General features: G+C 40.8%; 27 protein-coding genes, 1 tRNA gene and 1 pseudogene. 23 read left to right on the top strand and 6 right to left on the bottom strand.

The genetic code is table 11. The annotated features are described in order from the left end of the window. The first annotated feature begins 26 nt into the window (after window positions 1-26). From I595_RS05155 to I595_RS05135, 5 genes are all read left to right on the top strand, one after another. On the top strand, window positions 27-1,031 hold the full coding sequence (locus I595_RS05155) for a glycoside hydrolase family 113 (RefSeq protein WP_054558322.1): 1,005 nt from the start codon (window positions 27-29) through the stop codon (window positions 1,029-1,031). A gap of 14 nt (window positions 1,032-1,045) precedes the next feature. Further along, window positions 1,046-1,789 carry a hypothetical protein gene (locus I595_RS05150; protein ID WP_245628228.1) on the top strand — a complete coding sequence of 248 codons (744 nt, stop codon included), beginning with the start codon at window positions 1,046-1,048 and terminating at the stop codon, window positions 1,787-1,789. A 446-nt stretch (window positions 1,790-2,235) separates the two neighbouring features. After that, window positions 2,236-3,453, top strand: a complete 1,218-nt coding sequence (locus I595_RS05145) for a POTRA domain-containing protein (protein ID WP_054558321.1) — start codon at window positions 2,236-2,238, stop codon at window positions 3,451-3,453. Between the two features lie 79 nt (window positions 3,454-3,532). Beyond that, window positions 3,533-4,489, top strand: coding sequence for a hypothetical protein (locus I595_RS05140; RefSeq protein ID WP_054558320.1), 957 nt, complete (start codon window positions 3,533-3,535; stop codon window positions 4,487-4,489). Window positions 4,490-4,979: 490 nt separating this feature from the next. Further along, window positions 4,980-5,990, top strand: coding sequence for an N-acetylmuramoyl-L-alanine amidase family protein (locus tag I595_RS05135; protein ID WP_054558319.1), 1,011 nt, complete (start codon window positions 4,980-4,982; stop codon window positions 5,988-5,990). On the opposite strand, the gene I595_RS05130 is transcribed toward I595_RS05135, so the two are convergent. From I595_RS05130 to I595_RS05110, 5 genes are read right to left on the bottom strand one after another with little or no spacing between them, the layout of a single operon-like run. Further along, a complete protein-coding gene (locus tag I595_RS05130; RefSeq protein WP_054558318.1) occupies window positions 5,987-6,889 on the bottom strand; it encodes a hypothetical protein in 903 nt (300 codons plus the stop codon). The two genes, I595_RS05135 and I595_RS05130, sit on opposite strands and share 4 nt — an antisense overlap. A gap of 6 nt (window positions 6,890-6,895) precedes the next feature. Further along, complete coding sequence (locus I595_RS05125; RefSeq protein ID WP_054558317.1) at window positions 6,896-7,606, bottom strand: TIGR04283 family arsenosugar biosynthesis glycosyltransferase; 711 nt, start codon at window positions 7,604-7,606, stop codon at window positions 6,896-6,898. Window positions 7,607-7,649: 43 nt separating this feature from the next. Then, a complete protein-coding gene (locus I595_RS05120; RefSeq protein WP_054558316.1) occupies window positions 7,650-8,465 on the bottom strand; it encodes a purine-nucleoside phosphorylase in 816 nt (271 codons plus the stop codon). Beyond that, complete coding sequence (locus I595_RS05115; RefSeq protein WP_054558315.1) at window positions 8,462-9,082, bottom strand: TIGR04282 family arsenosugar biosynthesis glycosyltransferase; 621 nt, start codon at window positions 9,080-9,082, stop codon at window positions 8,462-8,464. The genes I595_RS05120 and I595_RS05115 overlap by 4 nt, the downstream gene beginning before the upstream one ends. Window positions 9,083-9,101: 19 nt before the next feature. Next, a complete protein-coding gene (locus I595_RS05110; RefSeq protein ID WP_054558314.1) occupies window positions 9,102-9,593 on the bottom strand; it encodes a rhodanese-like domain-containing protein in 492 nt (163 codons plus the stop codon). Window positions 9,594-9,675: 82 nt separating this feature from the next. Here I595_RS05110 and I595_RS05105 point away from each other — a divergent pair, with 82 nt between their 5' ends. From I595_RS05105 to I595_RS05065, 9 genes and pseudogenes are all read left to right on the top strand, one after another. Continuing rightward, window positions 9,676-11,226 (top strand): glycoside hydrolase family 32 protein, encoded by a 1,551-nt coding sequence (locus I595_RS05105; protein ID WP_054558313.1) that lies wholly within the window; start codon window positions 9,676-9,678, stop codon window positions 11,224-11,226. A 344-nt stretch (window positions 11,227-11,570) separates the two neighbouring features. Continuing rightward, window positions 11,571-11,643: transfer RNA gene (locus I595_RS05100), tRNA-Phe, on the top strand. A 44-nt stretch (window positions 11,644-11,687) separates the two neighbouring features. Further along, window positions 11,688-11,969, top strand: a complete 282-nt coding sequence (locus I595_RS05095) for a GIY-YIG nuclease family protein (RefSeq protein WP_054558312.1) — start codon at window positions 11,688-11,690, stop codon at window positions 11,967-11,969. An 88-nt stretch (window positions 11,970-12,057) separates the two neighbouring features. Further along, on the top strand, window positions 12,058-12,339 hold the full coding sequence (locus I595_RS05090; protein ID WP_054558311.1) for a GIY-YIG nuclease family protein: 282 nt from the start codon (window positions 12,058-12,060) through the stop codon (window positions 12,337-12,339). An 88-nt stretch (window positions 12,340-12,427) separates the two neighbouring features. Next, window positions 12,428-12,691: a GIY-YIG nuclease family protein gene (locus I595_RS05085; protein WP_172675909.1), complete on the top strand. Its 264-nt coding sequence runs from the start codon at window positions 12,428-12,430 to the stop codon at window positions 12,689-12,691. Window positions 12,692-12,702: 11 nt separating this feature from the next. Further along, window positions 12,703-12,954, top strand: a complete 252-nt coding sequence (locus I595_RS05080) for a type II toxin-antitoxin system ParD family antitoxin (RefSeq protein ID WP_054558309.1) — start codon at window positions 12,703-12,705, stop codon at window positions 12,952-12,954. Beyond that, window positions 12,947-13,246 (top strand): type II toxin-antitoxin system RelE/ParE family toxin, encoded by a 300-nt coding sequence (locus I595_RS05075; RefSeq protein ID WP_054558308.1) that lies wholly within the window; start codon window positions 12,947-12,949, stop codon window positions 13,244-13,246. Before I595_RS05080 ends, I595_RS05075 begins: the two co-directional genes overlap by 8 nt. A gap of 22 nt (window positions 13,247-13,268) precedes the next feature. Further along, window positions 13,269-13,556, top strand: a pseudogene (locus I595_RS05070) (IS30 family transposase); the annotation flags it as partial. 103 nt (window positions 13,557-13,659) lie between these two features. Further along, the gene (locus I595_RS05065; protein WP_054558306.1) at window positions 13,660-15,087 is read left to right on the top strand and encodes an SNIPE associated domain-containing protein; all 1,428 of its coding nucleotides are present in this window, start codon (window positions 13,660-13,662) and stop codon (window positions 15,085-15,087) included. A 225-nt stretch (window positions 15,088-15,312) separates the two neighbouring features. Here I595_RS05065 and I595_RS17510 read toward each other — a convergent pair whose 3' ends face one another. After that, window positions 15,313-15,507: a hypothetical protein gene (locus tag I595_RS17510; protein ID WP_054558305.1), complete on the bottom strand. Its 195-nt coding sequence runs from the start codon at window positions 15,505-15,507 to the stop codon at window positions 15,313-15,315. 188 nt (window positions 15,508-15,695) lie between these two features. Between I595_RS17510 and I595_RS05055 the strand changes: the two genes are divergently transcribed. From I595_RS05055 to I595_RS05010, 9 genes are all read left to right on the top strand, one after another. Next, complete coding sequence (locus I595_RS05055) at window positions 15,696-15,941, top strand: DUF6364 family protein (protein ID WP_054558304.1); 246 nt, start codon at window positions 15,696-15,698, stop codon at window positions 15,939-15,941. Then, complete coding sequence (locus I595_RS05050) at window positions 15,938-16,351, top strand: type II toxin-antitoxin system VapC family toxin (protein WP_054558303.1); 414 nt, start codon at window positions 15,938-15,940, stop codon at window positions 16,349-16,351. Before I595_RS05055 ends, I595_RS05050 begins: the two co-directional genes overlap by 4 nt. 539 nt (window positions 16,352-16,890) lie before the next feature. After that, window positions 16,891-17,448, top strand: coding sequence for a hypothetical protein (locus tag I595_RS05045; protein WP_054558302.1), 558 nt, complete (start codon window positions 16,891-16,893; stop codon window positions 17,446-17,448). A 574-nt stretch (window positions 17,449-18,022) separates the two neighbouring features. Further along, window positions 18,023-19,231: a hypothetical protein gene (locus I595_RS05035; RefSeq protein WP_054558300.1), complete on the top strand. Its 1,209-nt coding sequence runs from the start codon at window positions 18,023-18,025 to the stop codon at window positions 19,229-19,231. A gap of 839 nt (window positions 19,232-20,070) precedes the next feature. After that, window positions 20,071-21,711 (top strand): TldD/PmbA family protein, encoded by a 1,641-nt coding sequence (locus I595_RS05030; protein WP_054558299.1) that lies wholly within the window; start codon window positions 20,071-20,073, stop codon window positions 21,709-21,711. 25 nt (window positions 21,712-21,736) lie between these two features. Then, window positions 21,737-23,053: a TldD/PmbA family protein gene (locus tag I595_RS05025; protein ID WP_054558298.1), complete on the top strand. Its 1,317-nt coding sequence runs from the start codon at window positions 21,737-21,739 to the stop codon at window positions 23,051-23,053. A gap of 145 nt (window positions 23,054-23,198) precedes the next feature. Next, window positions 23,199-23,819: a DUF4159 domain-containing protein gene (locus I595_RS05020; RefSeq protein WP_054558297.1), complete on the top strand. Its 621-nt coding sequence runs from the start codon at window positions 23,199-23,201 to the stop codon at window positions 23,817-23,819. A gap of 9 nt (window positions 23,820-23,828) precedes the next feature. Next, on the top strand, window positions 23,829-24,824 hold the full coding sequence (locus I595_RS05015) for an AAA family ATPase (RefSeq protein WP_054558296.1): 996 nt from the start codon (window positions 23,829-23,831) through the stop codon (window positions 24,822-24,824). Window positions 24,825-24,836: 12 nt separating this feature from the next. Beyond that, the gene (locus I595_RS05010; RefSeq protein ID WP_054558295.1) at window positions 24,837-25,733 is read left to right on the top strand and encodes a DUF58 domain-containing protein; all 897 of its coding nucleotides are present in this window, start codon (window positions 24,837-24,839) and stop codon (window positions 25,731-25,733) included. Window position 25,734 lies beyond the last annotated feature (1 nt).

The following is a 25,734-nucleotide window of genomic DNA, read 5'->3' as shown; positions in this document are numbered from 1 at the left end:
TTAAAAACAATTATTTTGGTCCCCATATGAAAGTATGGGGACTTCTTTTTTTATGCCTTCTGCAGTTTTCATGTAGCAGTCAGGTAACCGAAAAAATAAATGGGGTGAGTTTTGTGGCCTCCCGTGAAAAGGTACAACAGGAGCATATAGATCCCGTGGTGGCCGTTAATGCCAACTATGCCGCTGTAATGCCGTTTGGGTTTATTAGGAGTTTAAGTGCCCCAAGCGTGGTTTTTAATACGGAAAGACAGTGGTTTGGGGAGACCAGAACTGGGGCAAAACAATACGCCCAAAAGTTACAGCAGAATGGTATTAAGGTGATGGTAAAGCCACAGATTTGGGTGTGGCGCGGGGAATTTACCGGTAAAATTGCCATGGAGAACGAAGCCGATTGGCAAACCTTGGAAAAAACCTATCTGGATTTTATTCTAACCTATGCCGAAATGGCGGAAGAAGTAAAGGCCAGTTTGTTCTGCATTGGTACGGAATTGGAGCAATTTGTAAAACAAAGACCCCAGTTCTGGGATGATTTAATAACAAAGGTAAAAGAAAGATACTCCGGCAAATTAACCTATGCCGCCAATTGGGATGAGTACACCAGAACCCCGTTTTGGGAGCAGTTAGATTATATAGGTGTGGATGCGTACTTTCCGTTATCGGAATCTAAAAACCCCTCAAAAGTGGAAATGTCCGCAGCTTGGCAAAAATGGAAGGTACAACTACAAGACATTGCCAACCACACCAACAAACCTATACTTTTTACCGAGTTTGGGTACCGTAGTATGGATTTTACCGCCAAGAAACCCTGGTTGGTAGACCGCAATCAGATGGAAGTTAACCTAAAAGCACAAGCGGAAGCCACCCAAGTTATTTTTGATGAGTTTTGGAAAGAAGCTTGGTTCGCGGGAGGTTTTGTCTGGAAGTGGTTTATTCACCATAAAAGGTCCGGTGGTGCTGGTGATAACCGTTTTACCCCTCAAAATAAACCAGCGGAAACTGTAATTAAAAAGTTTTATGGCGACTATAAGTAGCATAGGTTTCGCCAATGGGAACAAAAGGGTTTTTTCTAGTGTATTTGTTGAACGCCTTATTCCTGCTATCCTGTATTTCTGATGATGCGCCATTTGTTAAAGCAACGACCCTAGAAACAGATTTGACGGATAAGGAGTTTGTTTTGGGCAATGTGATTGCCTGTGCGGCCAGCAATGAAGACCCTACCGTTGTAAGTCTTTTTTTATACCCACGCGATGGGGCAACCAATATCAGCTATTACCAAACGGCATCCATTGAGGTAGACCAAAACGATTTCTCTTTCTATACAAAAGCAGCCGGTAAGCTACTGCCGGTATTTAATGGTTATTTGTTAAAATACGAAATTGCCCCAGTGCATGAGAAATGGCTGATCGTTGCTTTTGAAGAAGGTGGTAAAGTTCATCTTTCCAACCCCATCAGACTAAAACAAAATGCAAAACCTACAGCGTATTTGCCAGAAAATATCATGTTGCAACCTAGCGGTACCATGCCCATATTTACCTGGGAAGATGGTGTTTTAGATGATGCTGTGATATATTTCCAAGTTGTTTCCAACGCCAACAATGATCTGTTGTCAGGCACTTACACCGTAGACAGGTTATTTCAGTATTATACATTGGATAATGTAGTGCTCAATATTAGCCCACAGCAACCCCCGGACTTGGACCCTGGCCCAACCTATGGTTTTACCTTGCTGGCCGTGAGCGAAGATAATTGGGTAAATCTCTTTTCTTCCATTACTTTTAGTATTCCCTAAATAAAATGGAATGGTGTGATACTATTGGCTGTAACTTTATCCTATGCGGCCCGGTATACATAAGGTCAAAAGAATAATTTACTTTTTTAGACCATAGCTAAAAAAAACGAGTAAGATGCTGTTTGGTTCTATCACAATTACCGCAGAACCATGATTGCAATCACTATCTTTAACCATTGTGTCTGTTGTTACGCTGTGTACACGACAAAATAACGGGTTGGGTGATGTTGGAGAAGGAAAACTGGTATCTAGAACGGTTTTTTAAGCTAAAATTGTGATTCTGGGCTTGCCTGTACTTAGGCAGGTAGCACTAGTGCTACTTACCTCTTTACAATCCACTTAAGGTGATAAATTTTTTCTAGATTCACGACCGGTTAGAGGTAAATAGAAAACAAAAATTGGGGATAAGAAATTACATATGTGCTGCCATCTTATTAGTACCGATTATGGTCTTTTCACAGGCAACCGTGGTTGATCTAAAAATTCAAGGCAACCAAAAAACCAAAACCTCCTTTCTTAAAAAACTGATTAGGTTAAAAGAAGGCTCAGCTTTGGATTCATTGCTTATCCAACAAGACATGGACCGGCTAAAACTACTTCCCGCGGTGGCGCATGCTTATTTTCAGGTGGCAAAGGCTGAAGGGGCAGATGGCTATACCGTTGTTTATGGTATTGAGGAAAATTTTACCATTATTCCCTTTGCCAATGTGTACACCTCGGTAAATGATGAATTTGCTTTTAGGGTAGGCCTTCAGGAGTTTAATTTTTTGGGCAGGGGGATAACGCTAGGTGCATTTTACCAGTATGATGTTTTTAATTCCATTGGGCTGCATGTAAGGGCACCCAACCTCTTCTCTAAAAGATGGGGACTTGCCGTAAACTATCAAGATTTGACCACGCAAGAGCCTGTGTTTTTGGCCAATGGTACGGCAGATTACAGGTATAATAACGAATCTATTGAGATTATGGGGTTGTATGAGTTCAATCAACGGAACCGTATGGAATTTGGCCTTAATTTCTTCACCGAGGATTACCAGTATATCAATGGGGCCACAAATGCGAACGTTCCCCAAGAACTGAACGTAGATAAGTACTTGTATAAACTTATCTATGACTTTAATGACCTTGAGTATTATTACTATTTTCTGTCCGGTTTTAGAAGTATTTTAAATGTACAGTTGGTTAGAAGTCAGAACCAAGTCTTACCGGATTTTACCATTGGGTACAATGATTTTTTCTTTTTTAAACGTATCGGGGAAAGAGGCAATTGGGCCAACCGGCTTCGGTTTGGGGTCGCGAGCAATATTAACACCCCGTTTGCCCCCTTTGCCGTGGACAACAATCTTAATATCCGGGGTGTGGGCAATCTTATTGATAGGGGTACCGCTGCCATTGTGCTCAATTCGGAGTACCGGCATACACTTTTGGAAAAAGACTGGTTTGTGCTGCAAGGAAATGCCTTTATTGATGGTGGTAGCTGGCGCAATCCGGGGGGCGATTTCGGAGATTTTACCGAAGTTCAAAATTTACGAGTGTACCCTGGCCTAGGCATCAGATTTATACACAAGCGCATCTTTAACGCTATTTTTAGGATAGATTATGGGTACGGCATTACTTCGGATGCCGCACAAGGGGTTGTCTTTGGTATTGGGCAATACTTTTAAAAAGAGTGCATTTCATCCGATTTATTTGCATTTTATCGATTAAGCACTATCTTTACTACCTGTTTGAGATGTATCTTTTATGAAATTTGGTGTAATCCTACTTTGCCAGCTGTTTGCTTTTCTCCCGCTGGTCGCCCAAGAAACCATTGCGGTCCAAGCCAAAGATGGTGATGGCATTTATGCGATATTAAGAAAACAGGGGCTTAATCCTGTAAAGCATTACGAGGCCTTTTTAAAGTTGAACAAAGACAACATAAAAAACGGTAGCGAACTCTATTTGGGCAGAACGTATTACATTCCAAATGTGGAAGATTCTTTTAAAAGAAAGGCCCTTTTGGTCGCTAATGAGGTAGAGTCCCCAATTTTTGATAAAGAATTGGCACATATTTCGGTGGCAAGTGAGCGCTTGTCCGGTGCCGTTATCTACTTGTTGTTAAGTGAGGCTGCCACGGATCAACTGCGGCCAGAACATAAGAACTTTCGCTCAGAAGTGGTGCGTCAATTGACAGAAAACCTAATGGTCCATGGTGCCAAAGTGTATTTTTTTGAGGACGATACCATGAGTGGGGAACTGGCGGATGGGCAAGAGGTGCCAACCGCCACGGAAAAGGCCATTGCTGGTCCAAGGCAACTTTCAGCCTATGTTGAAGAAATCAATACAAGGTATTTAAGGAACCGCAGCAAGTACCAAAGGGTTTTGGTATTGGATATTGATGGGACTCTAACCAGTCTTGACCATAAGGAGATGACGGTTTACCATCACCAAAAAAGTAAGGAAGGTCAAGCATTTGCGAAGCATCTCATTGAAATGCTCAAAGGCAATGGTCTGGTGCACAAAGATCTACCAAAACCCGGTGTGCTATTGAACCATAGAAATTTGTTTCTTGCCAAAAATGTATTGCCACCCATCAGCATGTTGCAAATCAACAACCAAGACAATGGCAAAAAGGTAAACAAACTTGATAAAGATGGGTTCAGCAGTATGATCGCGACCGCGGTTTTGGCAGATTTTGAAGATGTAAATGACGGGAACTAACTCAACTATTTCCCCCGACGAAAACCCTTGACGCTAATTGGTGTTCAAGGGTTTTTACTTATTAATTGCAAGCTGGATGCTTCTAGGTTTTACGTCCAAAATTTTAGAATTACCCAAAACCCCTTTAACGGTACGCTCGCCTTAATCATTAGGTATGCAACACTTGTACTTTTGCAGAATTGATAAATTAGAACCCGTTGTGCATTTTGAATGCTTTTTAGATTTAAAACCGTCAGTTCGAGTTTTTCTGGAAGAAATAGTATCTAGAACAAGGTTCCATGGCTAAAATTCTGATTCTCGATACTATTTTCCGATACTTCGTATCAAAAAATCACTCGAATTGACGAATTTTCATCAAAATGCACAATGGGTAAATTAGAGACACATTCCATAGGATTTCCTTAGTGGTCTGCTGTTGTAGTTTTTTAAGCTCCTGGGGGTATTCCTGTTTTTTTTGCTCTGCCTTTGTACTTTTACAAAAAGGTAGTCCGTGAAGTATTTTTTGTTGCTATTGTTATGTCTTCCATGCCCCTTGGCATTGGCACAGAACCATTCACTAACGGTAAGGGCAGAACAAGGAGATGGTATTTATTCCTTGCTAAGAAAGCATAACATTAACCCTACAAAGCATTACAACCGTTTTGTTGAGTTAAACGATAGTCTGTTAGTGGATAACGAATTTTTAAGGGTAGGGCAAGTATACCAACTTCCGGACACTACATTGGGGCAAGAACCAGCTATCCTAGCTATCCCAGAAAAACCTAGATATGCCATTTTTGGCAAGCAATACGAACAAATAGACTCTTTAAGCAATCGTTTACAGGGAACGGTCTATTATCTTATTTCCGGTCATGGCGGGCCAGACCCAGGAGCTTTGGCCACTTATAAGGGTAGCCAGATTTCTGAAGATGAGTATGCCTATGATATTACGTTAAGGCTTGCCCGGGAACTCATGTCCCATGGTGCGGAAGTTCATCTGATCATAAAGGATAACAATGATGGCATCAGGGACGATCGTATCCTGGAATTGGATTATGATGAGGTTGCCCATCCCGATTTAAAAATACCCTTAAACCAAAAGGCACGGCTAAAACAACGTTGTGATGTGGTCAATGAACTTTACAAAAAGAACCTTGGTAAATATCAACGCTTAATTGCAACGCATGTAGACAGTAGAAGCGTTGGCACCACTATTGACGTGTTTTTTTATCATCACCAAAAAAGTAGCAATGGCAAACGTTTGGCAGAAAGCATCCACAAGACCTTTCAAAGAAAGTATGCCCGTTTCCAACCCAACCGGGGTTATAAGGGAACCTTCCAAGAGCGCAGTAATCTGTATGTGGTGAAACATACGCTGCCTGCCATTGCCTACATTGAAATTGGCAACATTAGGAATAAAAAGGACCAAAAGCGTATTTTGGAGCCGGACAATAGGCAAGCCTTGGCCAAATGGATTACAGAAGGGGTGCTACTGGACTATGAATCTTTAGAAAATAATTAGAGCCCTTCTACAACAGTTGCCTTTTCTGGAATCCCAAAAATTGATTTTTTGGCTTTAGGTTGAAATTTAATATCACTTACGGTGATATCGGTGATGTGTTCATCAGCCTCTCCTTCCGCTGAGAGCCAAAAGGTTTTGTACGTGGTTGGCAGGGCAATACCATCTACCGTATGGTAGGCTCCAAGTTCCATCAACTTTTCTGGAGAATGTCCCCCGTTTTTAAAATAACCGGGATAGGAAACAATATAGCGAATTACGGCCAATTTATGGGTTTCGGCATCAAAATAGAGTACGTAATAATCGTCTGGTGCATCACCCGTTCCGGTGTCAAAGGTGACCCTAATAACCTCTTGCATCCTGTCTTGATAAACGGTATTGGGCAATTGTTTAAGTTGTACACCGGAACCATCCAATACAAAGGGTTGCCCTATAAAAAAGTAGGGCGTTAGTGCCCAAAATCTAGTGTTGTAGGCAAAAGCCGTGCTATCCTTGGCCAATTGCCAAGCTGTTTTGCCTTCCCAGCCAAATTGTTGGCTAGAATCTTTGGCATGGTAATGTCTGGCGGTACTGCGCCAAGTGTCAATAATTTGATAGGTATCACGTGGGGTACTGCTATCCAAAGGCTGGTATTGAAACCTAAAGGACAAAGGGCCATTGGCATACCATTTGGCCAAACCCCCGTTGGCCTTCATGGCATTCCAGACAATTTTTCCCGCAGCTGTACCTTGTAAACGATGCTTGCTTTTGGAGACTCTTTTCGCAATCCAGTCGTTAGGGACCAAAGCAAGATCTGTAGGTGTTGTTTGTGATACCGAGGGAGCCGGTTTTTCTTGGGCCTTTTGATTACAGGCCGTAAGTGATACAAAGGCCAAAGCAGCAAACAGGATAAGGTTTTTCATAGGAGATTACTTGGTGAGCAAACGTTTTTTATAATAGCTGTAAAGCTCTTCTGGGGTTGTTCCCAAATGATATTTTAAATGGATCATGGCAAAATGGAACTGCACTTTTAACCACCCTTTTTCACGATATTTTCTCGCTGAGGTAATTACGGCGCCATCCAATACTTTGAATTTGGTGGTCTTGTAGAGCCTTCGGATAAACTCACTATCCTCATAAATGAAATAAGCTTCATTGAAGCCTTTCTCTGCTTCAAAAACAGCAGTGGTGACAAAGAGCGATTGGTCACCGCCCCGGCAGAGCGTATGGTTAATGCGGGATAAATAGGCGAAAAACCGGAGAAATGGGTTCTTGCTATCAAACTGCATCCTAAAGCAACCGGATTGGTATCCTTGCGCTACCGCCTCCATGATTTTTTGGTCAAAGTTTTTGGGAGGCAGCGTATCGGCATGTAAAAAATATAAAATGCTGCCCTGCGCTTTTTTTGCACCCTGGTTCATTTGTATGGCGCGGCCTCTTTTGGATGCGATGACCGTTGCACCATGTGCATGGGCCTTTTGCACAGTATTGTCAGAACTACCACCGTCTACGACCAGTACCTCTAAGATATTCTTTTGAGAACTATTTTGTTTTAGGTGGTTCAGCAAACTAGCTATCATCCTACCCTCGTTCAATGCGGGAATAATAATACTTATCTGTTGCAAGGCAGCTGTATTCATGTAAAGGGTTACCTTGGAGGTAGTAGCAAATTAGAACGTAACCTTACAGGCTTTTGATGAGCTCTGTGAACAATTGTATCATTTTTGGTTCCGTCTGCCCCGCAATGGCAATGATTTCTTGAATATCCACGGGTTCAAGGTTGTCCGGGTCACACTCATCCGTTAATACGGAAACTGCAACTACTGGCAATTTTAGATGATTGGCCACAATGACTTCTGGAACCGTGCTCATTCCCACCGCGTCTGCCCCAAGTATTTTTAACATTCTGTATTCTGCCTTTGTTTCCAGTTGTGGACCAACTACAGAGGCGTAAACGCCTTTCTGCAACCGTATATCATTACGGTCTGCAATTTGCTCAATTTTCTTTCGCATGGGCACATCATAAGGTTCCATCATATCCACAAAACGGTCACCAAATTCAGATACGTTTTTGAAGGCCAACGGAGAACCCCCCTGTAGGTTAATATGGTCCTCAATAAGCATAATGTCCCCTTTGTGAAAAGATAGATTAATGGCTCCGGCTGCATTGGATACAAAGAGCTTTTGGATGCCCAATTGGTGCATCACCCTAATGGGGTAGGTGACATCAGAAAAATCATAGCCTTCATATAAATGAAAACGCCCCTGCATCACCACCACTTTTTTCCCGGAAATGGTACCGTAGATCAATTTACCGGTATGAAATTCTACGGTAGCCAATGGAAAAAACGGAATGTGGTTGTAATGCGCTATAATGGGCTCTTCTATATGATCTACCAATTGCCCTAGACCGGTACCTAGCACAATTCCAATTTCAGGTGCATCAAAACCCTTGCTTTTTAAATAGTTTACAGATTCGTCTAATTGCTTTTTTGTCATGCGTTCATTTTTTTGATAAAGGGTTCAAATGCATCTACGTCTTTTATATCCTCAAAAATATCTACGTCATTGCGTTCATCCAAAAGGGCGTAATTTTCAGTTTGTAAATCGTTAAGGGTATGTTTTAGCACATTGCCCGTACCCCATGCCTTATCGCTGAACAAATCCTTTTTAACCTTTTTCATCCCAAGAAGGTAATAGCCACCGTCCTTGGCGGGTCCAATGACAAAATCCTTTTGGTCCAACAGGGAGAAAGCCTGTTCAATATCCCCAGGGGACAAATCGTACATATCACTTCCAATAATTACCATACGTTCATAACCGGCTTTGGAACCTTCCGTAAAAGCATTCAACATCCGTTCCCCCAAATCGATGCCTTTTTGCAGTCTTTTCTGGAAGTGGTCATTGTCCCAAATATCCTCTTCCCAGATTTCTTCCGAATAGTAGACTACTTTATCCGTTTTTACGGCCTTGGTGAGGTTTGCGGTATGTTGTAATAGGAACTTGTAAATTTCAAGTGCCAATTGGTTGCCTGTGGTCGCTGCCAATCTGGTTTTGCATTTTCCCAATTCAGGGTTCCGAGTGAAAATAAGGAGTAGGTTTTTTGTATTTTTCAAAGGTGCAATGTGGTTAGGTTTAATATACTTTTTGTGCGTTGGTCAGGAGTTTTCCCCATTGCTTACTAAAGCCATGGACTTTTTCTGTTGGCATTCCGTCATTGCTAAATACAGGGTTGCCCTTGTTTTTCCAGTTAAAGATCCCGCCGTACAGATTTTTTACATTGGTATACCCTGCTTTAAGGAGTTTTTCGCCAATATCCTCAGAACGCACACCTACCGAACAATAGACAATAATTGGGGTGTCTTTAACTGGTATTTGGGCCAATACATTACCAATGGAGAATTTTTTGTAGCCCACCCATAGGGCATCATTTACATGGCTAACATCATATTCTTCTCGTTTTCTAGTGTCTAAAAAAAGACTGTTTTGCGTAAGGATTGCCTCCTCTACCGAAATATAGGGAACAGATTCAGTATTAAATTTTTTAAGGGTTTTTGCTATGGTTTTCTGCGCCTGTACACTACCGGAATAGATCAGGGCAATCAAAAAAATACCTAAGAAACGCATGTCCAAATTTTAAGGGAATAAAGATACTCTTTTGTATCTTTTGGCTGTTTTTAGTTGGTATTTCTTTGAATATGTCTTTTTTATGAAAAACAAGTTCCTGTTCCTATCCCTTTTGATGGTTTTCATGGCATGTAGACAAGTTCCTGATGCTAAAAAGGCACCAAAACGGGAGACGGCGGTTTATAAAGAACAGTACCGCCCCCAATATCATTTTACACCACAAGAAAAATGGATGAACGACCCCAACGGCCTCGTGTACCACGATGGTGTTTATCATCTGTTTTATCAATATTACCCAGAGGATATTGTTTGGGGGCCTATGCACTGGGGGCATGCGGTAAGTAAAGATATGGTGCATTGGCAGCACAAGCCCATAGCCTTGTATCCCGATGAAAATGGGCTTATATTTTCTGGAAGTGCGGTGGTGGACAAAAATAACACCAGTGGGTTTGGGAAAGATGGAAAAGTTCCGTTGGTTGCCGTGTTTACCTATCACTCCATGGAGGGTGAAAAAGCCGGACGCAAAGATTTCCAAACACAAGGTATTGCCTATAGCTTGGACAATGGGGATTCTTGGGTAAAGTATGCAAATAACCCCGTAATTGGCAATAGTGGCATTAAGGATTTTAGAGATCCCAAGGTGTTTTGGCATGAAGATGGCCAACAATGGATTATGGCCTTGGTGGCGGGGGATCACGCCCAATTTTATAGTTCCAAAAATTTAAGGGAGTGGACCTACTTGAGCGATTTTGGAAAGGAAAATGGTGCCCATGGCGGTGTTTGGGAATGTCCAGATTTGTTTCCCATGAAGGTAGCAGGCAGTGATGAGGTAAAATGGGTGTTGCTCATTAGTATCAATCCCGGTGCCCCCAACGGTGGCAGTGGCACCCAGTATTTTGTGGGCGATTTTGATGGTCAACGCTTTACCACCACACAAAAAGACATAAAATGGCTAGACTGGGGCACGGACAATTACGCTGGGGTCACCTATAATAACACACCGGAGGACCAACGTATTTTTATAGGGTGGATGAGCAATTGGGACTATGCCAGGGATACCCCCACAAAAAAATGGCGAAGTGCCATGACTGTCCCCAGAAGTTTGGAACTGCATCAAATACATGGTGATTTTGTGCTTAAAAACTACCCATTGGAAGCTGTTGATGGCCTTGCGGAAAAAGTGGAAGGCACCATCATTGCCGTCGGCCCCAATGATAAAAAGCAGATTGGGCATGCCGCACTTAATCAAAGTGATATTTCCTTTGAGACCGCCACGGACCGGTTGCTTCTCCAATTCACCAATGATAAAGGGGATACCCTGCGCATGTCTTATGACAGGCCCAACAAAGAATTTTTATTTGACAGGACCAAATCTGGTTTGGTAGATTTTCAAAAAGATTTTGCCAAGGGAACGCATCGCATGCCGTTGGAGCACTTGCCACAGGATAAAGTGGAAATAAGGATGCTCATGGATTGGTCCTCTGTAGAGGTTTTTATCAATAAAGGGCAACAGGTGATGACACATCAAGTCTTTCCCAAGGAATTGTATTCCAAATTGACCATTATTAATGACACGGAAACATCCATGGAGCTTACCCACTTTAAAATTGAGCCCATACCTTCCGTTTGGTGATGCGGGCTTAGGCGAAGAAAAGAATTAAGCTATTTGCCAAGAGGGCCAAAGCAATGACCAAAACGAAGTAATAAAAAAAGTAGCCCAGTTTTTCTCCAAAAGTTTCCATTGTCCTATCAATAAATGTTCTGAACTAAAAGTAGGTGCTTTAAGCGGTGGTTTTTTTGTAGTTTTTATAAATGGTAGAAAATAACGTGTGAATGGATGGGTCGCCCTGTGTGCCTGTGCTTTCTTTTGCTGATGCCAACCACAAAGCTTTTAGCAACTTTGTTTTTCAGGTTTTTTCTTTTTTTATTGGAGAATGGTAAATAACAAATTATATTTGCAGCCGCTTAGATAAGCACGGTGCCTTAGCTCAGTTGGTAGAGCAATGGACTGAAAATCCATGTGTCCCTGGTTCGATTCCTGGAGGCACCACATAAACCCCGCAGTTGCGGGGTTTTTTGTTCACCATCTTTGCCATGCACCACCTTTATATCATTTACAGTAAAAAATTGGATAGGTACTATGTGGGGGAAACCCCTGAGATTGGCCCACGGTTGGCCCAGCATAATGCCCACCACTTTAAACGGTCCTTCACCAAAGGTGCGGAAGACTGGCAGCTGGTGTTTTCAAAAGAATGTAAGGATAGGGGCGATGCTTGCTATTTGGAGCGTTTTATCAAACGGATGAAAAGCCGAAAGTTTGTTAAGAAGGTGTTGGAGAGGCCCTGCATCCTGGACGATATTCTGGCAAAAAGGTAAATAGTGTCCCTGGTTCCCCCGAAGCTTCGGGGCTGGAGGCACCACATTAACCCCGCAGTTGCGGGGTTTTTTGTTCAACATCCTTGCCATGCACCACCTTTACATCATTTACGGTAAAAAATTGGACAGGTACTATGTGGGGGAAACCCCTGAGATTGCCCTACGGTTGGCCCAGCACAATGCCCACTACTTTAAACGGTCCTTCACCAAAGGTGCGGAAGACTGGCAGTTGGTGTTTTCAAAAGAATGTAAGGATAGGGGTGATGCTTGCTATTTGGAGCGTTTTATCAAACGGATGAAAAGCCGAAAGTTTGTTCAGAAGGTGTTGGACAGGCCCTGCATCCTGGATGATATTCTGGCAAAAAGGTAAACATGGTCCCTGGTTCCCCCGAAGCTTCGGGGCTGGAGGCACCACATTAACCCCGCAGTTGCGGGGTTTTTTGTTCAACATCCTTGCCATGCACCACCTTTACATCATTTACAGTAAAAAAATGGACAGGTACTATGTGGGGCAAACCCCTGAGATTGCCCCACGGTTGGCCCAGCATAATGCCCACCACTTTAAACGGTCCTTCACCAAAGGTGCGGAAGACTGGCAGTTGGTGTTTTCAAAAGAATGTAAGGATAGGGGCGATGCTTGCAAGCGTGATTGTTTATTTGGGCGTTGTGTGCAATTTGAGAAAAATTTTGCTTACATACCAATTTTTGGTATATTTAAATAAATTTATGTCAAATGAACAAAAACACATCAATATCGCTCGGAAATTATTTTGACCAATTCGTTCAAAACCGAATAAGTGAAGGCAGATTTAAAAACGTCAGTGAAGTTATTCGTGCTGGATTAAGACTTTTAGAGGAAGAAGAAAGTAAAGTGATTGCTTTAAAAAATGCAATACAAGAAGGAATCGATAGCGGAATTGCTCACGATTTTGACCCAAAAAAACATTTAGAATCTTTGAAAGCGAAAAAACACTCGAATGGCTGAATATAAACTGACAAACAAAGCTGTCGAGGATTTATCGAAAATTTGGGATTACACATTTGAGGTTTGGTCTGAAAAACAGGCTGACAAATATTACGATGAACTAATTACCAATTGTGAGGAAATTGCGGAAAATCCAGATTTAGGAAAAAACTACAAAGGAATATCAAAGCAACTTCTCGGAGTTAAAGCAAACCGACACCTAATATTTTACAGAACAATGAATAAAAGTTATGTAGAAATCACGAGAATACTGCACGAAAGAATGGATTTAAGGAAAAGGATAAACGAGTAAAAACGTTGCCTAACAATGTATCCTCAAAAAGACAATGACCTACGACAACGGTACCGAAATGGCCGACCATAAATGGTTGTCAGAATCAACCAAAATGGACATCTATTTTGCCAATCCCTACGCGTCTTGGGAGCGTGGCACCAACGAAAATACCAATGGGCTCATCAGACGTTTCCTGCCCAAAAAGACCGACTTTGGAACCATAAACGAAAAACAGCTCAAAACCATTGAACAAAAACTGAACAACAGGCCAAGAAAGGTGTTGGGGTACAGAACACCATTGGAGGTCATTTCCCAAAACACCACATAATTTTTTCTTTCCGAAAAGCCTTCAAAAAAACTAGGCTCTTTGGAAAGAAAAAATTAAATTGAACCATAATCAATTAGCAACGTTTGTTGCGTTAAGGCCTTGAATGCACCCACTAGAATATATATTATCTCTCGGAATTTTAGGACTTCTTTTAGTTCTGACAATATTTGCGCTTTTCAAAAACAAAAAGAAATTAAAATCTGAAATAAAACTTAAAGACGTCCAAATAATTGGACTTAATTCTGATTTGAATCGATACAATGGCATTATATCAGTTGAAAAAGAGATTCACAAAATTAAAGAATCACAAGAGAATGAAGAAAAACAACTAATCGAGATTCAAACCAAAGCTTCAGACCTAAATATTAAGTACAAAGAAGCGAAGTCAATATATAAAGCATTAGAAAGAGATATAAAATTATATCAAAATGACCTTGAATTCGTAGAACTTGGAATTTACCAACCAATCTTTGACTACGATACTTCGGATAAATACAAAGAAGAACTAGCAAAAATTAGAGCAAAACAAAAGGAATTAATAAAAGAAGGTGATGCTTGTGTTTGCTATACTCAATGGCACGTTAATGGGAATTATAAAAAAGGAGAAGTAATGACTCGTCGCTATATCAATCTAACGTTAAGAGCTTTTAACGGAGAATGCGACACTCTTATTTCAAAAGTAAAATGGAATAACGTACAGCGATTTACAGAAAGAATAAATAAGTCATATAGGGCAATTAATAGGCTTGGTAAATCAAATAATGTTGAAATAACAGAGGAGTATTTGCAATTAAAACTTGATGAACTTCATTTAGCCTATGAGATGGAACACAAAAAACAGGTGGAAAAAGAAGAACAAAGAGCAATAAGGCTTGAACAAAGAGAGGAAGAAAGAGCACAACGGGAATTTGAAAAAGCAAAAAAAGAAGCTGAAATAGAAGAAAAACGCTACCAAAAAGCTTTGGAAAGAGCACAAAAAGAACTTGGGCTTGTTAGTGGAGAGGAACTTGAAAAACTTAATAATCAAATAGCCGAACTTCAAAAAAATCTTCAAGAAGCACACGCAGCAAAAGAAAGAGCAATATCAAGAGCGCAAGAAACAAAATCGGGACACGTTTATATTATTTCAAATATTGGTTCATTTGGCGAGAACATATATAAGATTGGAATGACAAGAAGACTTGAACCAATGGATAGAGTAAAGGAATTAGGAGATGCTTCTGTTCCATTTAGATTTGACTTACACGCTCTTATCTTCACCGAAAATGCACCTGAATTAGAAAATTTATTGCAAAAAGAGTTTGACGATAGAAGAATAAATAAAGTAAACTATCGTAAAGAATATTTTAGAGTTACTCTTGACGACATACAACGAGTTATCAAAGAGAAATATGAGAAAGAGGTCGAATTTATTAAATTTCCAGAAGCACAAGAATACAGAGAAACAAAATCAATAATAAAACAATTAGAGCAAGTTAAACAAGAACAAATTGAAAACGAAATTGAGAAATATCCAGACAGTTTGTTCTGAAAAAGTACTTGCTACAACAATGGTAACCCTTGCACAAGCCCCTGACCGACCATGGAACGAGTAAACATAAGCCCTTTTACGGGGCTTTTTTCTTGTCGGCCCAAAAGTTGTAGCCCAATTTTTGATACCTCAGGGAAGGTCCGTTCAGCAATTTAAAGGTGCTTTTCACCAATGCTGCCAAAGCAAGCATCCCCGCCCCGCTTTTTACCCGTTTTTGGTCGAATTTCAGGTACTCCTGCCTGCCGGCCGTAAGGTCTTAAAGTTGTAGGCGCTGACCGAGAGGCGCATCACCTTGTTTGCCTCCTTCATCCTTCTGGTATTGATCTTCCACTTGCCCATAAACGGCGTGCCTGTCCCAAAAACCGGTCGTACGGTACTCTCTTGTTTTACCAACATATACTTTCCTTGTGGACTTTCCACCCTTGTGGTATTCTGAAAGGCAACTATGGTGCTTGGTTTCTTAAAAGCTATGGTAATGTATTTGATGCGTCACTTATGTAATTGTCGGTTTTTTTTTGGTTTATTTGGGTGTTAGCCACAAGCCAAAAAATCCGTGACTAAATCAAACTTACGTAATAATTTATTAAATTTGTACGTAAAAAAATGTTATGGATAAAAAATTGACATTGAGTTTAGACAAATCAATTATCGAAAGTGCAAAGAATTATGCGAAATCGAATAACATTAGCTTGTCGAAACTTATCGAATCTTATTTAACAACGCTCACCAAGCAGAAAAGAAGTTCAACAGAAATCACACCTCTAGTTGAAAGTTTAAGCGGAGTAATTAATCTTAATGAGGATGTTGACGTAAAAGATGCTTATACTGATTACCTTATTGAGAAATACAAATGAGCAGATTATTAATTGACACAAATATCGTAATAGATTTACTTTCAAAAAGAGATAAATTCTATGATGAAGCTGCCGATTTATTTTCTCGTGCGGACAAAAAAGAATTAGAACTGACTATTTCATCTTTAACATTTGCAAACACAAATTATATTATTTCCAAACTCAAATCCGCAAAAGTGGCGAGGGAAATATTAAGAAAATTTAAAGTGCTGGTTGAATTATTGAGTTTAGATGACAAGATTACCGAATTAGCTTTGAGCGATGATAATTTTCCGGATTTGGAGGATGGACTGCAGTACTATTCAGCAATGGAAAATCAAATAGATGTAATTATAACGCGGAATAAAAAAGACTTTAAAAACTCAAAAATTCCTGTTTTGACTGCGAAAGAATTTTTAGCTAGGAAATAATGCCAGTGGCCAACACTGGTCACCGTCGCACAAGCTCTAAAAATCTAGAAAATTGAATCCATTTAATCCCTTGTACGGGGCTTTTTTCTTATCGGCCAAAAGTTGTAGACCAATTTTTGATACCTCAGGGAAGGTGCGTTCAGCAATTTAAAGGTAATTTTCACCAATGCTGCCAAAGCAAGCATCCCCGTCTCGCTTTTTAACCGTTTCTGTTCAAATTTCAGGTACTCCTGCCGGCCGGTAGGTCGTAAGGTTGCAGGCGATGGCCAGTAGGTGCATTACCTTGTTTACCTGCTTTATCCCTCTGGTATTTATCTTCCGCTTGCCCATGAACGGGGTGCCTGTCCCAAAAATCAGTCCTAGGGTACTCTGTTGTTTGCCCAACGTATACTTTCACTGTGGATTTTCCAACCTTGTGGTATTCTAAAAAGCAACTATGGACCTTGGTTTCTTAAAAGCTATGGGTATACAGTTGCTGCGTCAATTACGTAATTGTCGATTTTATTTGGTTACTTTGGTTGTTGTATGCAACTCAGCCAATGAATTTAGAAGTCAGTAAAATATTATCCAATTACATAAACAAGAAGCTCAAAGCACATGAATTCGAGAAATGGGTATATTCATTTGAAAACTTAGAGACTGATTTGGGAGTTGAATTGTATACTGAATTAATTTCTCTTGACTTTAAGGATAAAAGTAACCGAATCGAAGTTCAAAGGATTTTCGAGAATAATATCAACTATTCTGATTTTCATAAAGGCGAACTATTACAGCTGATATCCGAAGTTTGTAAAAGGGAATTACCATTTAAAGAATCGATTATTCAATTGTCCGAATGGATGAATATGGGTTATCTATTCTTAAGTAAAATTGATACTGTAGCTAATTTTAATGAACAAGGTAAGTCGATAATCCACTCGATTGAAAATACAATGACAGAAGAACAAAAGTGGGCAACTCTTATAAATCGAGAACCTAATTTCTTTAGCGAATTAGAAAATATCAAAACAAAAATCGAGAGTGGGACCATAAGGATAACTGGAGAATATGATAACACAGCTTACTACGGTAAACAGTTTAAATTCATAGAAGAATAAGCCCATGCTGAATATATTACACCTAGCTAATTACGAATACATACTATATCAAGACGATTCAGGCAGTACATTCTTGAACCTTACTAGGGAAAGTGGTTATGGGGTTTATGACTGTTGTTTCAAAGTCGAATCAACTGATATGATAGATACAAAACTAACGATATCAGAAATTGAGAATATGAGGAGTGAGTATCTTAAAGACCCAAATACTTTTACTTCAAAATTTACTGAGGTAAAACTAGACCCAGAACAATCAAAAAATGCACTTAGCGACTGGATGACTAAAAATTAAAAACAGCTCAAAACCATTGAACAGAAACTGAACAACAGGCCAAGAAAGGTGCTGGGGTACAGAACACCATTGGAGGTCATTGCCCAAAATACCACATGATTTTTTCTTTCCGAAAAGCCTTCAAAAAAACGAGGCTCTTTGGAAAGAAAAAATTAAATTGAACTATTAACAATTAGCAACTTTTGTTGCGTTAAGGTCTTGAATGCACCGTAGTACTATTCAAAATCTAAGCTTTTATAAGATAACCTGAAAACCTATATTCAATATTAATTTGAACATTTTATGCGAAAAACCATCCTACTAACTTGTCTACTCCTTTTCTTTCAAACAATTAATTCCCAGTATGAAAATGGTTATATCATTACGAAAAATGGAGAAAACAAAATTGGATTAATCAAAAACCAAAATTGGATCAATAACCCTGAAAGGGTTTACTTTAAAACTAATCCGAACGAATCTGAACAAACAATAGAAATTACTAATCTTTCTCAGTTTGGTATAGGTAATGACATTAAGTTTATAGTAAGTGAGGTTAACTTAGATATTAGTTCAGAAAACATTAATAACCTTACCAACAATAAGAATCCGATTTTTGAAAGGAGGACTTTGGCCCTTCGAAAATTAGTTGATGGTAAGATTTCTTTGTATGAGTATCAATTTTCAAACGGCACGAGATATTACATCAAGAAACCCAACGAAAACTTTGAACCGTTAGTCTTTAAAAAATATCTTGTATTGAGCAATCAAGTAGGTGTAAATGAGCATTATAAACAACAATTAAGTCTTTTGTTTGAAGAGCATAGAGATGCCTTGAAGAAAAAGTTGATTAATCTCTCTTATTCTAGAAAATCTATCTCTAAATTAATTACAGAGTACAACCTTCTTATAAATTCGACCTCAACAAACTATTTTGAACAAATTAATAACAAGGTCAAGCTAAACTTTTCTATTTACGGAGGTATAGAAAATACCTCCGTAAGTTACAAATTTAGAAATCTTGCTACCTTAAATCCATCTTTTAATGACATATCTCGGTCAATGTTTGGAGCTGAGTTGGAACTGTTGGTTCTTAACCAGAAATTGGGAATATTTTCTGGCTACACCATTAAATCTCAAGTCTCTGAATCAGTTGTACTCCAAACTTCAATAGCAGAAATTACTCAGGTGGCCGCCCTTTCTTACAATAATAATTCCTGGTCAATTGGTGCAAGGGGCTATATTCCAACAATTAAAAACTTAAACTTAATTGTAAGTGCGGGAATAACTGTAGAATATGTCTCTGATTTTTCAATAACACTAGATGTATCAAGAATTGACGAAAATTTCCTTAGAAATGGTGGGTCAGAATTTATTGGATTTGGTTTGGCTTATAAGAAGATATTTGCAGAGGCACGCGTTTTCAGTAATAAGATGTTTCCTGAAAATGTTTCAAACGGAGTTCCAGTTGACGATTCCAATATAAATTTTAGAATAGGCTACAAAATATTGTAAACACAATCTCGTTGCTTACGACCCGATTAACTTTGAATTGCATTAAATTGGTCAACAAACTTAATTGAAAAATGGTGGGAAAACCCGTTGTGCATTTTGAATGCTTTTTAGATTTAAAACCGTCAGTTCGGGTTTTTTCTGGAAGAAAAGTATCGAGAACAAGGTTTCATTGCTAAAATTCTGATTCTCGATACTATTTTCCGATACTTCGTATCAAAAAATCACTCGAATTGACGAATTTTCATCAAAATGCACAATGGGTTAGTAAATAATCATTGTACATATTTTAGCACAATTAACTCATGACTAAATTTATCTTTATTCTGGAAATAAGATTTTGTAAAACAGACTTGAAAATCAATACTCAAATTGACTAACCAATTTATGAATCGTAACTAGCAAATGTTAATCGATACTTAGTGGTTATGCAATCTACTTAAAGAGCCAGTACTCATTCTTGTGTTTAGCAACTTGTTGTAACAATCCCTAAACGTAATGCGGGCTTTAGGGCAAAACCAAAAGGGCTGTGTATGTTTATTATGTCGCTAAATCTTATAGATTTAGCTTTGGACAAGAAAAAATAAAACGAATCAATAACCTCTAGCTTTGTGCCCATACAAAACAAAAAGCAGCCTAAAATCCCCACTGCGCCTAACCCATCTGCAGAATAAAACCTTCCTCAGTAGCTACACCCTTGGGAATACTCTTAATAAATTCAAAAAATTACGGCGCAACTGCTTCAAAAGATGTATTTTAGAAGCTATCGTTTGTTAACGGGAAATCAATCAAGAAAAAGGGCTTTCTAAAGGGTATCCTTTTTTACTTTAAACTCACACTACATGAAAAGAAGAAATTTTGTGCAACTGTCCGGTTTGGGTGCAGGGGCTTTGTTATTGCCCACTACCATGCTGGGGAACAACATTGCCGCCGAGGCACTTTTAGAGCCTGGAATGGATGTGCTGGTCAAAAAAAGAATGGCGGACGTGGCTTTGAACACGGCCAAATCCATGGGTGCTACCTATGCTGATGCAAGAATAGGCCGGTATTTAAACCAATATGTTTTTACTCGTGAAGACAAGGTGCAAAACGTGGTGAATACGGAATCTTTTGGGATAGGCATCCGGGTAATTGCCAATGGTACTTGGGGCTTTGCCTCTACCAACAGCGTTACCGAGGACGGCATTAAAAAAGCAACGGAAAGGGCCGTGGCCATCGCCAAGGCCAATGCTAAAATCCAGACAGAACCTGTAAAATTGGCACCAGTGGAAGCCCATGGCGAAGTAAGCTGGAAAACGCCCATACAAAAAGACTTTAAGGAAGTTCCGGTTTCGGAAAAGGTAGATTTGCTGTTAAAGGCAAACGCTGCTGCCATGGATAATGGGGCCAACTTTGTCAACTCCGCCCTCTTTATGGTAAACGAGCAGAAATATTTTGCTTCCACGGATGGCTCTTATATTGATCAAGATGTACACCGTATTTGGCCAACCTTTGGGGTCACAGCCGTAGACCAGTCTGCTGGGAAGTTTAAGACCCGCCAAGCGATGAGCGCCCCCATGGGCATGGGCTATGAGTACATGGACGGCTTGGCATCAGAAAAACTGGAAGGCCCAGCGGGAATGACCCTCTATAGAAATAGTTACGATATTGTTGAAGATGCAATTTTGGCCGCCAAACAGGCAAAAGAGATGCTTACGGCCAAATCTGTGGACCCAGGCAAGTATGATTTGGTCCTAGAACCTAATCACCTTGGGCTTACCATCCATGAATCCGTAGGGCATCCTTTGGAGCTGGACAGGGTATTGGGTTATGAGGCCAATTATGCGGGCACCAGTTTTGCCACCTTGGATAAATGGAAATCTGGCGATTTTAATTATGGCAGCAGTATTGTAAACCTCGTTGCGGATAAAACCCAGCCAGGCAGTTTAGGGGCCGTGGGTTATGATGATGAAGGGGTAAAATGTAAGCAGTGGGATTTGGTACGCAATGGAACCTTGGTCAACTACCAGGCCATCCGTGATCAGGTGAATATTATTGACCAGAATGAATCCCATGGCTGTTGCTACGCACAAAGTTGGAACGATGTTCAGTTTCAGCGTATGCCTAACGTATCCTTGGAACCGGGCAAGGAAAAGTATTCCATCAAAGAGATGATCAAAGATGTGGAAAAAGGTATTTATATAGCGGGTAGGGGATCGTATTCCATAGATCAGCAACGCTACAACTTCCAGTTTGGTGGCACTAGTTTTTATGAAATTAAAAATGGTGAGATAGCGGGAATGTTGAATGATGTGGCCTATCAATCCAATACCCAAGAATTTTGGAACTCCTGCTCAAAAATATGTGACGAAAGTGACTACCGTATGTTTGGTTCTTTCTTTGACGGCAAGGGGCAACCCTCACAGATCAGCGCCGTATCGCACGGCAGCTCAACCACGCGTTTTAATGATATCAATGTCATCAATACGGGCCGTTCCATTTAATTCCTTAACGTAATACAAAAGAAACATGGCAATATATACAGAAGCAGAGGCCAGAAAGATCATGGAAAAAGCATTGAGCTTTTCTACGGCCGATACCTGCGAAATTAATCTAAGTGGTAGCGAAAGTGGCAACATTCGTTATGCACGTAATTCCGTGTCCACATCTGGGCACCGCTCCAATCAGACCCTTGTGGTACAATCCAGCTACGGAAAGAAATCCGGTACTGCGACAATTGATGAGTTTGATGATGCCTCTTTGAAAAAAGTGGTGGAACGCTCCCAAGAATTGGCAAAACTATCCCCGGAAAACCCTGAATTTATGGAGCCTTTGGGGCCACAGGTGTATGACAAGGCCATTAATTATGTGGATGATACGGCCAACATTAGCCCAGATTACCGTACTTCCGTAGCCAAGGCAAGTATAGAGCCCGCCGTGGCCAATGATGTTACCGCGGCCGGTTTTTTGGATGATTCCTATGGGTTTAGTGCGATGCTCAACTCCAACGGATTGTTTGCCTATAACAAATCTTCTAACGTGGATTTTACGGTCACCATGCGCAGTAATGATGGCACCGGTTCTGGTTGGGTATCACGGGACTTTAACGATATCAGAAAATTTGACGCTGCGGAAGCCTCTAAAGTGGCCATTGATAAGGCGGTAATGTCTAGGGAGGCCAAAGCTATAGAACCTGGAAAATATACGGTTATTTTGGAACCTGCCGCCGGGGAAAACCTAATTGGAAATCTTGGTTTTGCCATCAATGCCAGAACGGCGGATGAAGGCCGAAGCTTTATGTCCAAAGAGGGAGGCGGTACCAAAATGGGTGAAAAAATTGTGGATGAAAGGGTGAATCTGTGGTCTGATCCCCTACATCCAGAAGTGCCTACGGGAACGTGGAACGGTTCTGGGCAAGCGTTGAAAAAAACCAGTTGGATAGAGAATGGCGTTGTAAAAAACTTGGCGTACGATCGTTTTTGGGCCAAGGAAAAGGGCGTAGCGCCCGTGCCCTTTCCCAGCAACCTCATTATGGGTGGGGGAGATGCCAGTTTGGAAGAAATGATCGCCAGCACCAAAAAAGGAATTTTGGTTACACGTTTATGGTATATCCGTTCCGTGGACCCGCAGACCTTATTGTACACGGGCCTTACCCGTGACGGAACGTTTTATATAGAAAACGGAAAAATAAAACATCCCGTAAAAAACTTTAGATTTAATGAAAGTCCGATCATTATGCTAAATAACCTGGAGACTTTAGGTAAACAGGTGCGTATTAACGGGAATTTGATCCCGTACATGAAAATCAGGGATTTTACCTTTACCAGCCTTTCGGACGCGGTTTAAATCTTGCGAAACAGGAACTGGTTGTACCATTATTTGTACAACCAGTTTTGTTTTTAATCATCATGTGTCATATCCTTAAGCCAAATGCTATTGGAGGGGCAAAAAAAGGCCCGTCCAAAGTTTAAAATCCATCGTCTTTGAATAAATGGACAACGAATTCTTTTTTACGCGCCTGCAATATGAGTCCGGTGATTGGGACGTGGACCAACGTATGCCTTCCAACCTGCTCAATTCCCTTGTGGAGTATACCACCTTGCCTGTAAATACCACAGAAAACATTGTGCCTTTGGCCAGTGAAGAGGTGTTTAAGGCCCCCTTTTGTTATTTATCTGGCCATAAATTGGTACAGTTTACCAAAAAAGAGCGTGAGAACTTTAAAAAGTACGTCGCTAATGGTGGGTTTGTTTTTGTGGACGATTGTAATCATGATATAGACGGGCTGTTTGCCAAGTCTTTTGAGCGGCAGATGGAAGAGTTATATGGTTCGGATAAATTAAAGAAAATACCCAATGACCATGAATTGTATTCGGTCTTTTTTGAGTTTGAAGATGGCCCGCCCACCACATCGCAAGAATTAAACGGTTGGGGGGACGATTTGGTTCATGAATATTTAAAGGCCATAGAGATTAACGGAAGGATAGGCGTCTTGTACAGCAATAAAGATTATGGTTGTGAATGGGACTATGATTTTAGGAACAAACGCTGGTATAAAATAGACAACACCAAGTTTGGCGTCAATATCGTAATGTACGCATTAACCTCTTAATAGATTGTAATGGATAAAGATTTGGCAGTGGCCGAGACGGAAATTAAGGACTTAACAAATAAGCTTACCCTACTTAAAAAAGAAATTGCGAAAGTCATCGTGGGCCAAGAGGAAACCGTGGAACAACTTCTGATCACTTTTTTGGCTGGCGGCCATGCCCTTTTGGAAGGTGTTCCAGGCCTAGCCAAGACCCTGTTGATAAGGACCTTGGCGCAAGCCATTGACCTTGGTTTTAAACGCATTCAGTTTACACCGGACTTGATGCCGTCCGATATTTTGGGCACGGAGATTTTGGAGGAGGACCAACAGTCCGGAAAAAAGTTTTTTCAATTTAACAAGGGGCCCATTTTTGCCAACATAGTGCTTGCGGACGAGATCAATAGAACCCCTCCAAAAACACAGGCAGCCCTTTTGGAGGCCATGCAGGAATTTGAGGTCACTTACTCCGGTAAAACCTATAAGTTGGATCGGCCCTTCTTTATCTTGGCCACCCAAAACCCAATAGAACAATCGGGAACCTTCCCCTTGCCAGAAGCGCAACAGGACCGTTTTTTATTTTACATAAAAATAGGATATCCATCTGCGGAGGAGGAAGTAGATGTGTTAAAACGGACCACAGGCTCTAGTAACGTAAAAATTCAAAGGGTCATCAGTGGCAATGAGATTCTGCACTTGCAAAAGTTGGTGCGGGATATTCCCATAAGTGATCATCTGCTCCACTATGTAAGCAACTTGGTCCGGGCAACAAGGCCGCTAAGCAGCTCAAATGAGTTTGTAAGGAAATGGGTCCAGTGGGGTGCGGGACCACGGGCCGGCCAGGCCATGATATTGACCGCCAAGGCCAGGGCATTACAGGATGGTCGTTATGCCGTAACCCAAGAAGACCTTAAAAAGGTGGCCCTTCCTGTGTTGCGCCATAGGGTCATCGTCAATTTTAGAGCAGAGGCAGAGGGTGTGGATGCTGATGCGGTGACCCGTAAAATAATTGAAGATACATCCCTTTAACAATCCATATAGGTGAGCGAGCGTTATCAAGAACTTTTTAGGCCAGATGTTGTGCAATCCGTTGCTGGTTTAAGCCTTTTGGCCCGTTTGTTGGCCGATGATTTTATGGCGGGCAAACACCTTAGCCAAAGAGTAGCGCATGGCTTGGAGTTTAGTCAGTACAAGGCCTACCAACCTGGAGACGATATGCGGCTTTTGGATTGGAAAATGTTGGCCCGATCTGGGCGTTATTACATTAAACAGGCAGATATCAATTCTAGGGTCACCGTAAAGTTTATCATAGATGCCAGTGCTTCCATGAACCATAAAGAGGCCGGACTTGCAAAAATACATTGGGTGCGAATTTTGGTGGCCACCCTGGCCTATATTGCCCATCAACAGGGTGATTCCACAGGGTTGTTCTCTTTGAACAATGCCCAGTTAAAAGCCATCTATCCCGCAGCCCATAGCAAGCATTACCAACGTATGCTGAACGAATTGATAGCCATCGCCCCCGCGGGAAATTGGCCAGATACCACGGTAGACATCAATGCCATATCTAACCGGAGTGGGCGTGAACTACTGTGCATACTTACAGATATGCACCAACAACAAACGGAGCTTATAGACTGGGTAAAACGTTTAAAATCTTCTAGAAACGAGGTAATGGTGTTGCAGGTGATGGGAAAAAACGAAATGGATTTTCAATACCAAGGTAATGTGATTTTTGAGGATTTGGAAACAGGTGAAAAGATAAAGGCCAATGCAACCTCCGCCAAAGCGCATTATCTAGGTAAAATGCAGCAAAACCTGACCCACACTAGGCATCTTCTCTTGGACAACGGTATTGGTTACGAACTGTTCCGGATGGATACACCACTGGATGATGCCTTAAAACTATTTTTGGGCAAAAGACAGCATCTTTCTTAGC

It is taken from the genome of Croceitalea dokdonensis DOKDO 023 (genome assembly GCF_001306415.1).
GTDB lineage: Bacteria > Bacteroidota > Bacteroidia > Flavobacteriales > Flavobacteriaceae > Croceitalea > Croceitalea dokdonensis.
The sequence above is the reverse complement of the archived record's forward strand: the minus strand, read 5'-3'. Positions and strand labels throughout refer to the sequence as shown.

What these genes read in the sequence shown, in the direction of transcription:
- I595_RS05155 (WP_054558322.1), top strand. Translation starts at nt 27, where the DNA reads ATGAAAGTATGGGGACTTCTTTTTTTATGCCTTCTGCAGTTTTCATGT.
- I595_RS05150 (WP_245628228.1), top strand. Translation starts at nt 1,046, where the DNA reads ATGGGAACAAAAGGGTTTTTTCTAGTGTATTTGTTGAACGCCTTATTC.
- I595_RS05145 (WP_054558321.1), top strand. Translation starts at nt 2,236, where the DNA reads ATGGTCTTTTCACAGGCAACCGTGGTTGATCTAAAAATTCAAGGCAAC.
- I595_RS05140 (WP_054558320.1), top strand. Translation starts at nt 3,533, where the DNA reads ATGAAATTTGGTGTAATCCTACTTTGCCAGCTGTTTGCTTTTCTCCCG.
- I595_RS05130 (WP_054558318.1), bottom strand. Translation starts at nt 6,889, where the DNA reads ATGAAAAACCTTATCCTGTTTGCTGCTTTGGCCTTTGTATCACTTACG.
- I595_RS05125 (WP_054558317.1), bottom strand. Translation starts at nt 7,606, where the DNA reads ATGAATACAGCTGCCTTGCAACAGATAAGTATTATTATTCCCGCATTG.
- I595_RS05120 (WP_054558316.1), bottom strand. Translation starts at nt 8,465, where the DNA reads ATGACAAAAAAGCAATTAGACGAATCTGTAAACTATTTAAAAAGCAAG.
- I595_RS05110 (WP_054558314.1), bottom strand. Translation starts at nt 9,593, where the DNA reads ATGCGTTTCTTAGGTATTTTTTTGATTGCCCTGATCTATTCCGGTAGT.
- I595_RS05105 (WP_054558313.1), top strand. Translation starts at nt 9,676, where the DNA reads ATGAAAAACAAGTTCCTGTTCCTATCCCTTTTGATGGTTTTCATGGCA.
- I595_RS05095 (WP_054558312.1), top strand. Translation starts at nt 11,688, where the DNA reads ATGCACCACCTTTATATCATTTACAGTAAAAAATTGGATAGGTACTAT.
- I595_RS05090 (WP_054558311.1), top strand. Translation starts at nt 12,058, where the DNA reads ATGCACCACCTTTACATCATTTACGGTAAAAAATTGGACAGGTACTAT.
- I595_RS05085 (WP_172675909.1), top strand. Translation starts at nt 12,428, where the DNA reads ATGCACCACCTTTACATCATTTACAGTAAAAAAATGGACAGGTACTAT.
- I595_RS05080 (WP_054558309.1), top strand. Translation starts at nt 12,703, where the DNA reads ATGAACAAAAACACATCAATATCGCTCGGAAATTATTTTGACCAATTC.
- I595_RS05075 (WP_054558308.1), top strand. Translation starts at nt 12,947, where the DNA reads ATGGCTGAATATAAACTGACAAACAAAGCTGTCGAGGATTTATCGAAA.
- I595_RS05065 (WP_054558306.1), top strand. Translation starts at nt 13,660, where the DNA reads ATGCACCCACTAGAATATATATTATCTCTCGGAATTTTAGGACTTCTT.
- I595_RS05055 (WP_054558304.1), top strand. Translation starts at nt 15,696, where the DNA reads ATGGATAAAAAATTGACATTGAGTTTAGACAAATCAATTATCGAAAGT.
- I595_RS05050 (WP_054558303.1), top strand. Translation starts at nt 15,938, where the DNA reads ATGAGCAGATTATTAATTGACACAAATATCGTAATAGATTTACTTTCA.
- I595_RS05045 (WP_054558302.1), top strand. Translation starts at nt 16,891, where the DNA reads ATGAATTTAGAAGTCAGTAAAATATTATCCAATTACATAAACAAGAAG.
- I595_RS05035 (WP_054558300.1), top strand. Translation starts at nt 18,023, where the DNA reads ATGCGAAAAACCATCCTACTAACTTGTCTACTCCTTTTCTTTCAAACA.
- I595_RS05030 (WP_054558299.1), top strand. Translation starts at nt 20,071, where the DNA reads ATGAAAAGAAGAAATTTTGTGCAACTGTCCGGTTTGGGTGCAGGGGCT.
- I595_RS05025 (WP_054558298.1), top strand. Translation starts at nt 21,737, where the DNA reads ATGGCAATATATACAGAAGCAGAGGCCAGAAAGATCATGGAAAAAGCA.
- I595_RS05020 (WP_054558297.1), top strand. Translation starts at nt 23,199, where the DNA reads ATGGACAACGAATTCTTTTTTACGCGCCTGCAATATGAGTCCGGTGAT.
- I595_RS05015 (WP_054558296.1), top strand. Translation starts at nt 23,829, where the DNA reads ATGGATAAAGATTTGGCAGTGGCCGAGACGGAAATTAAGGACTTAACA.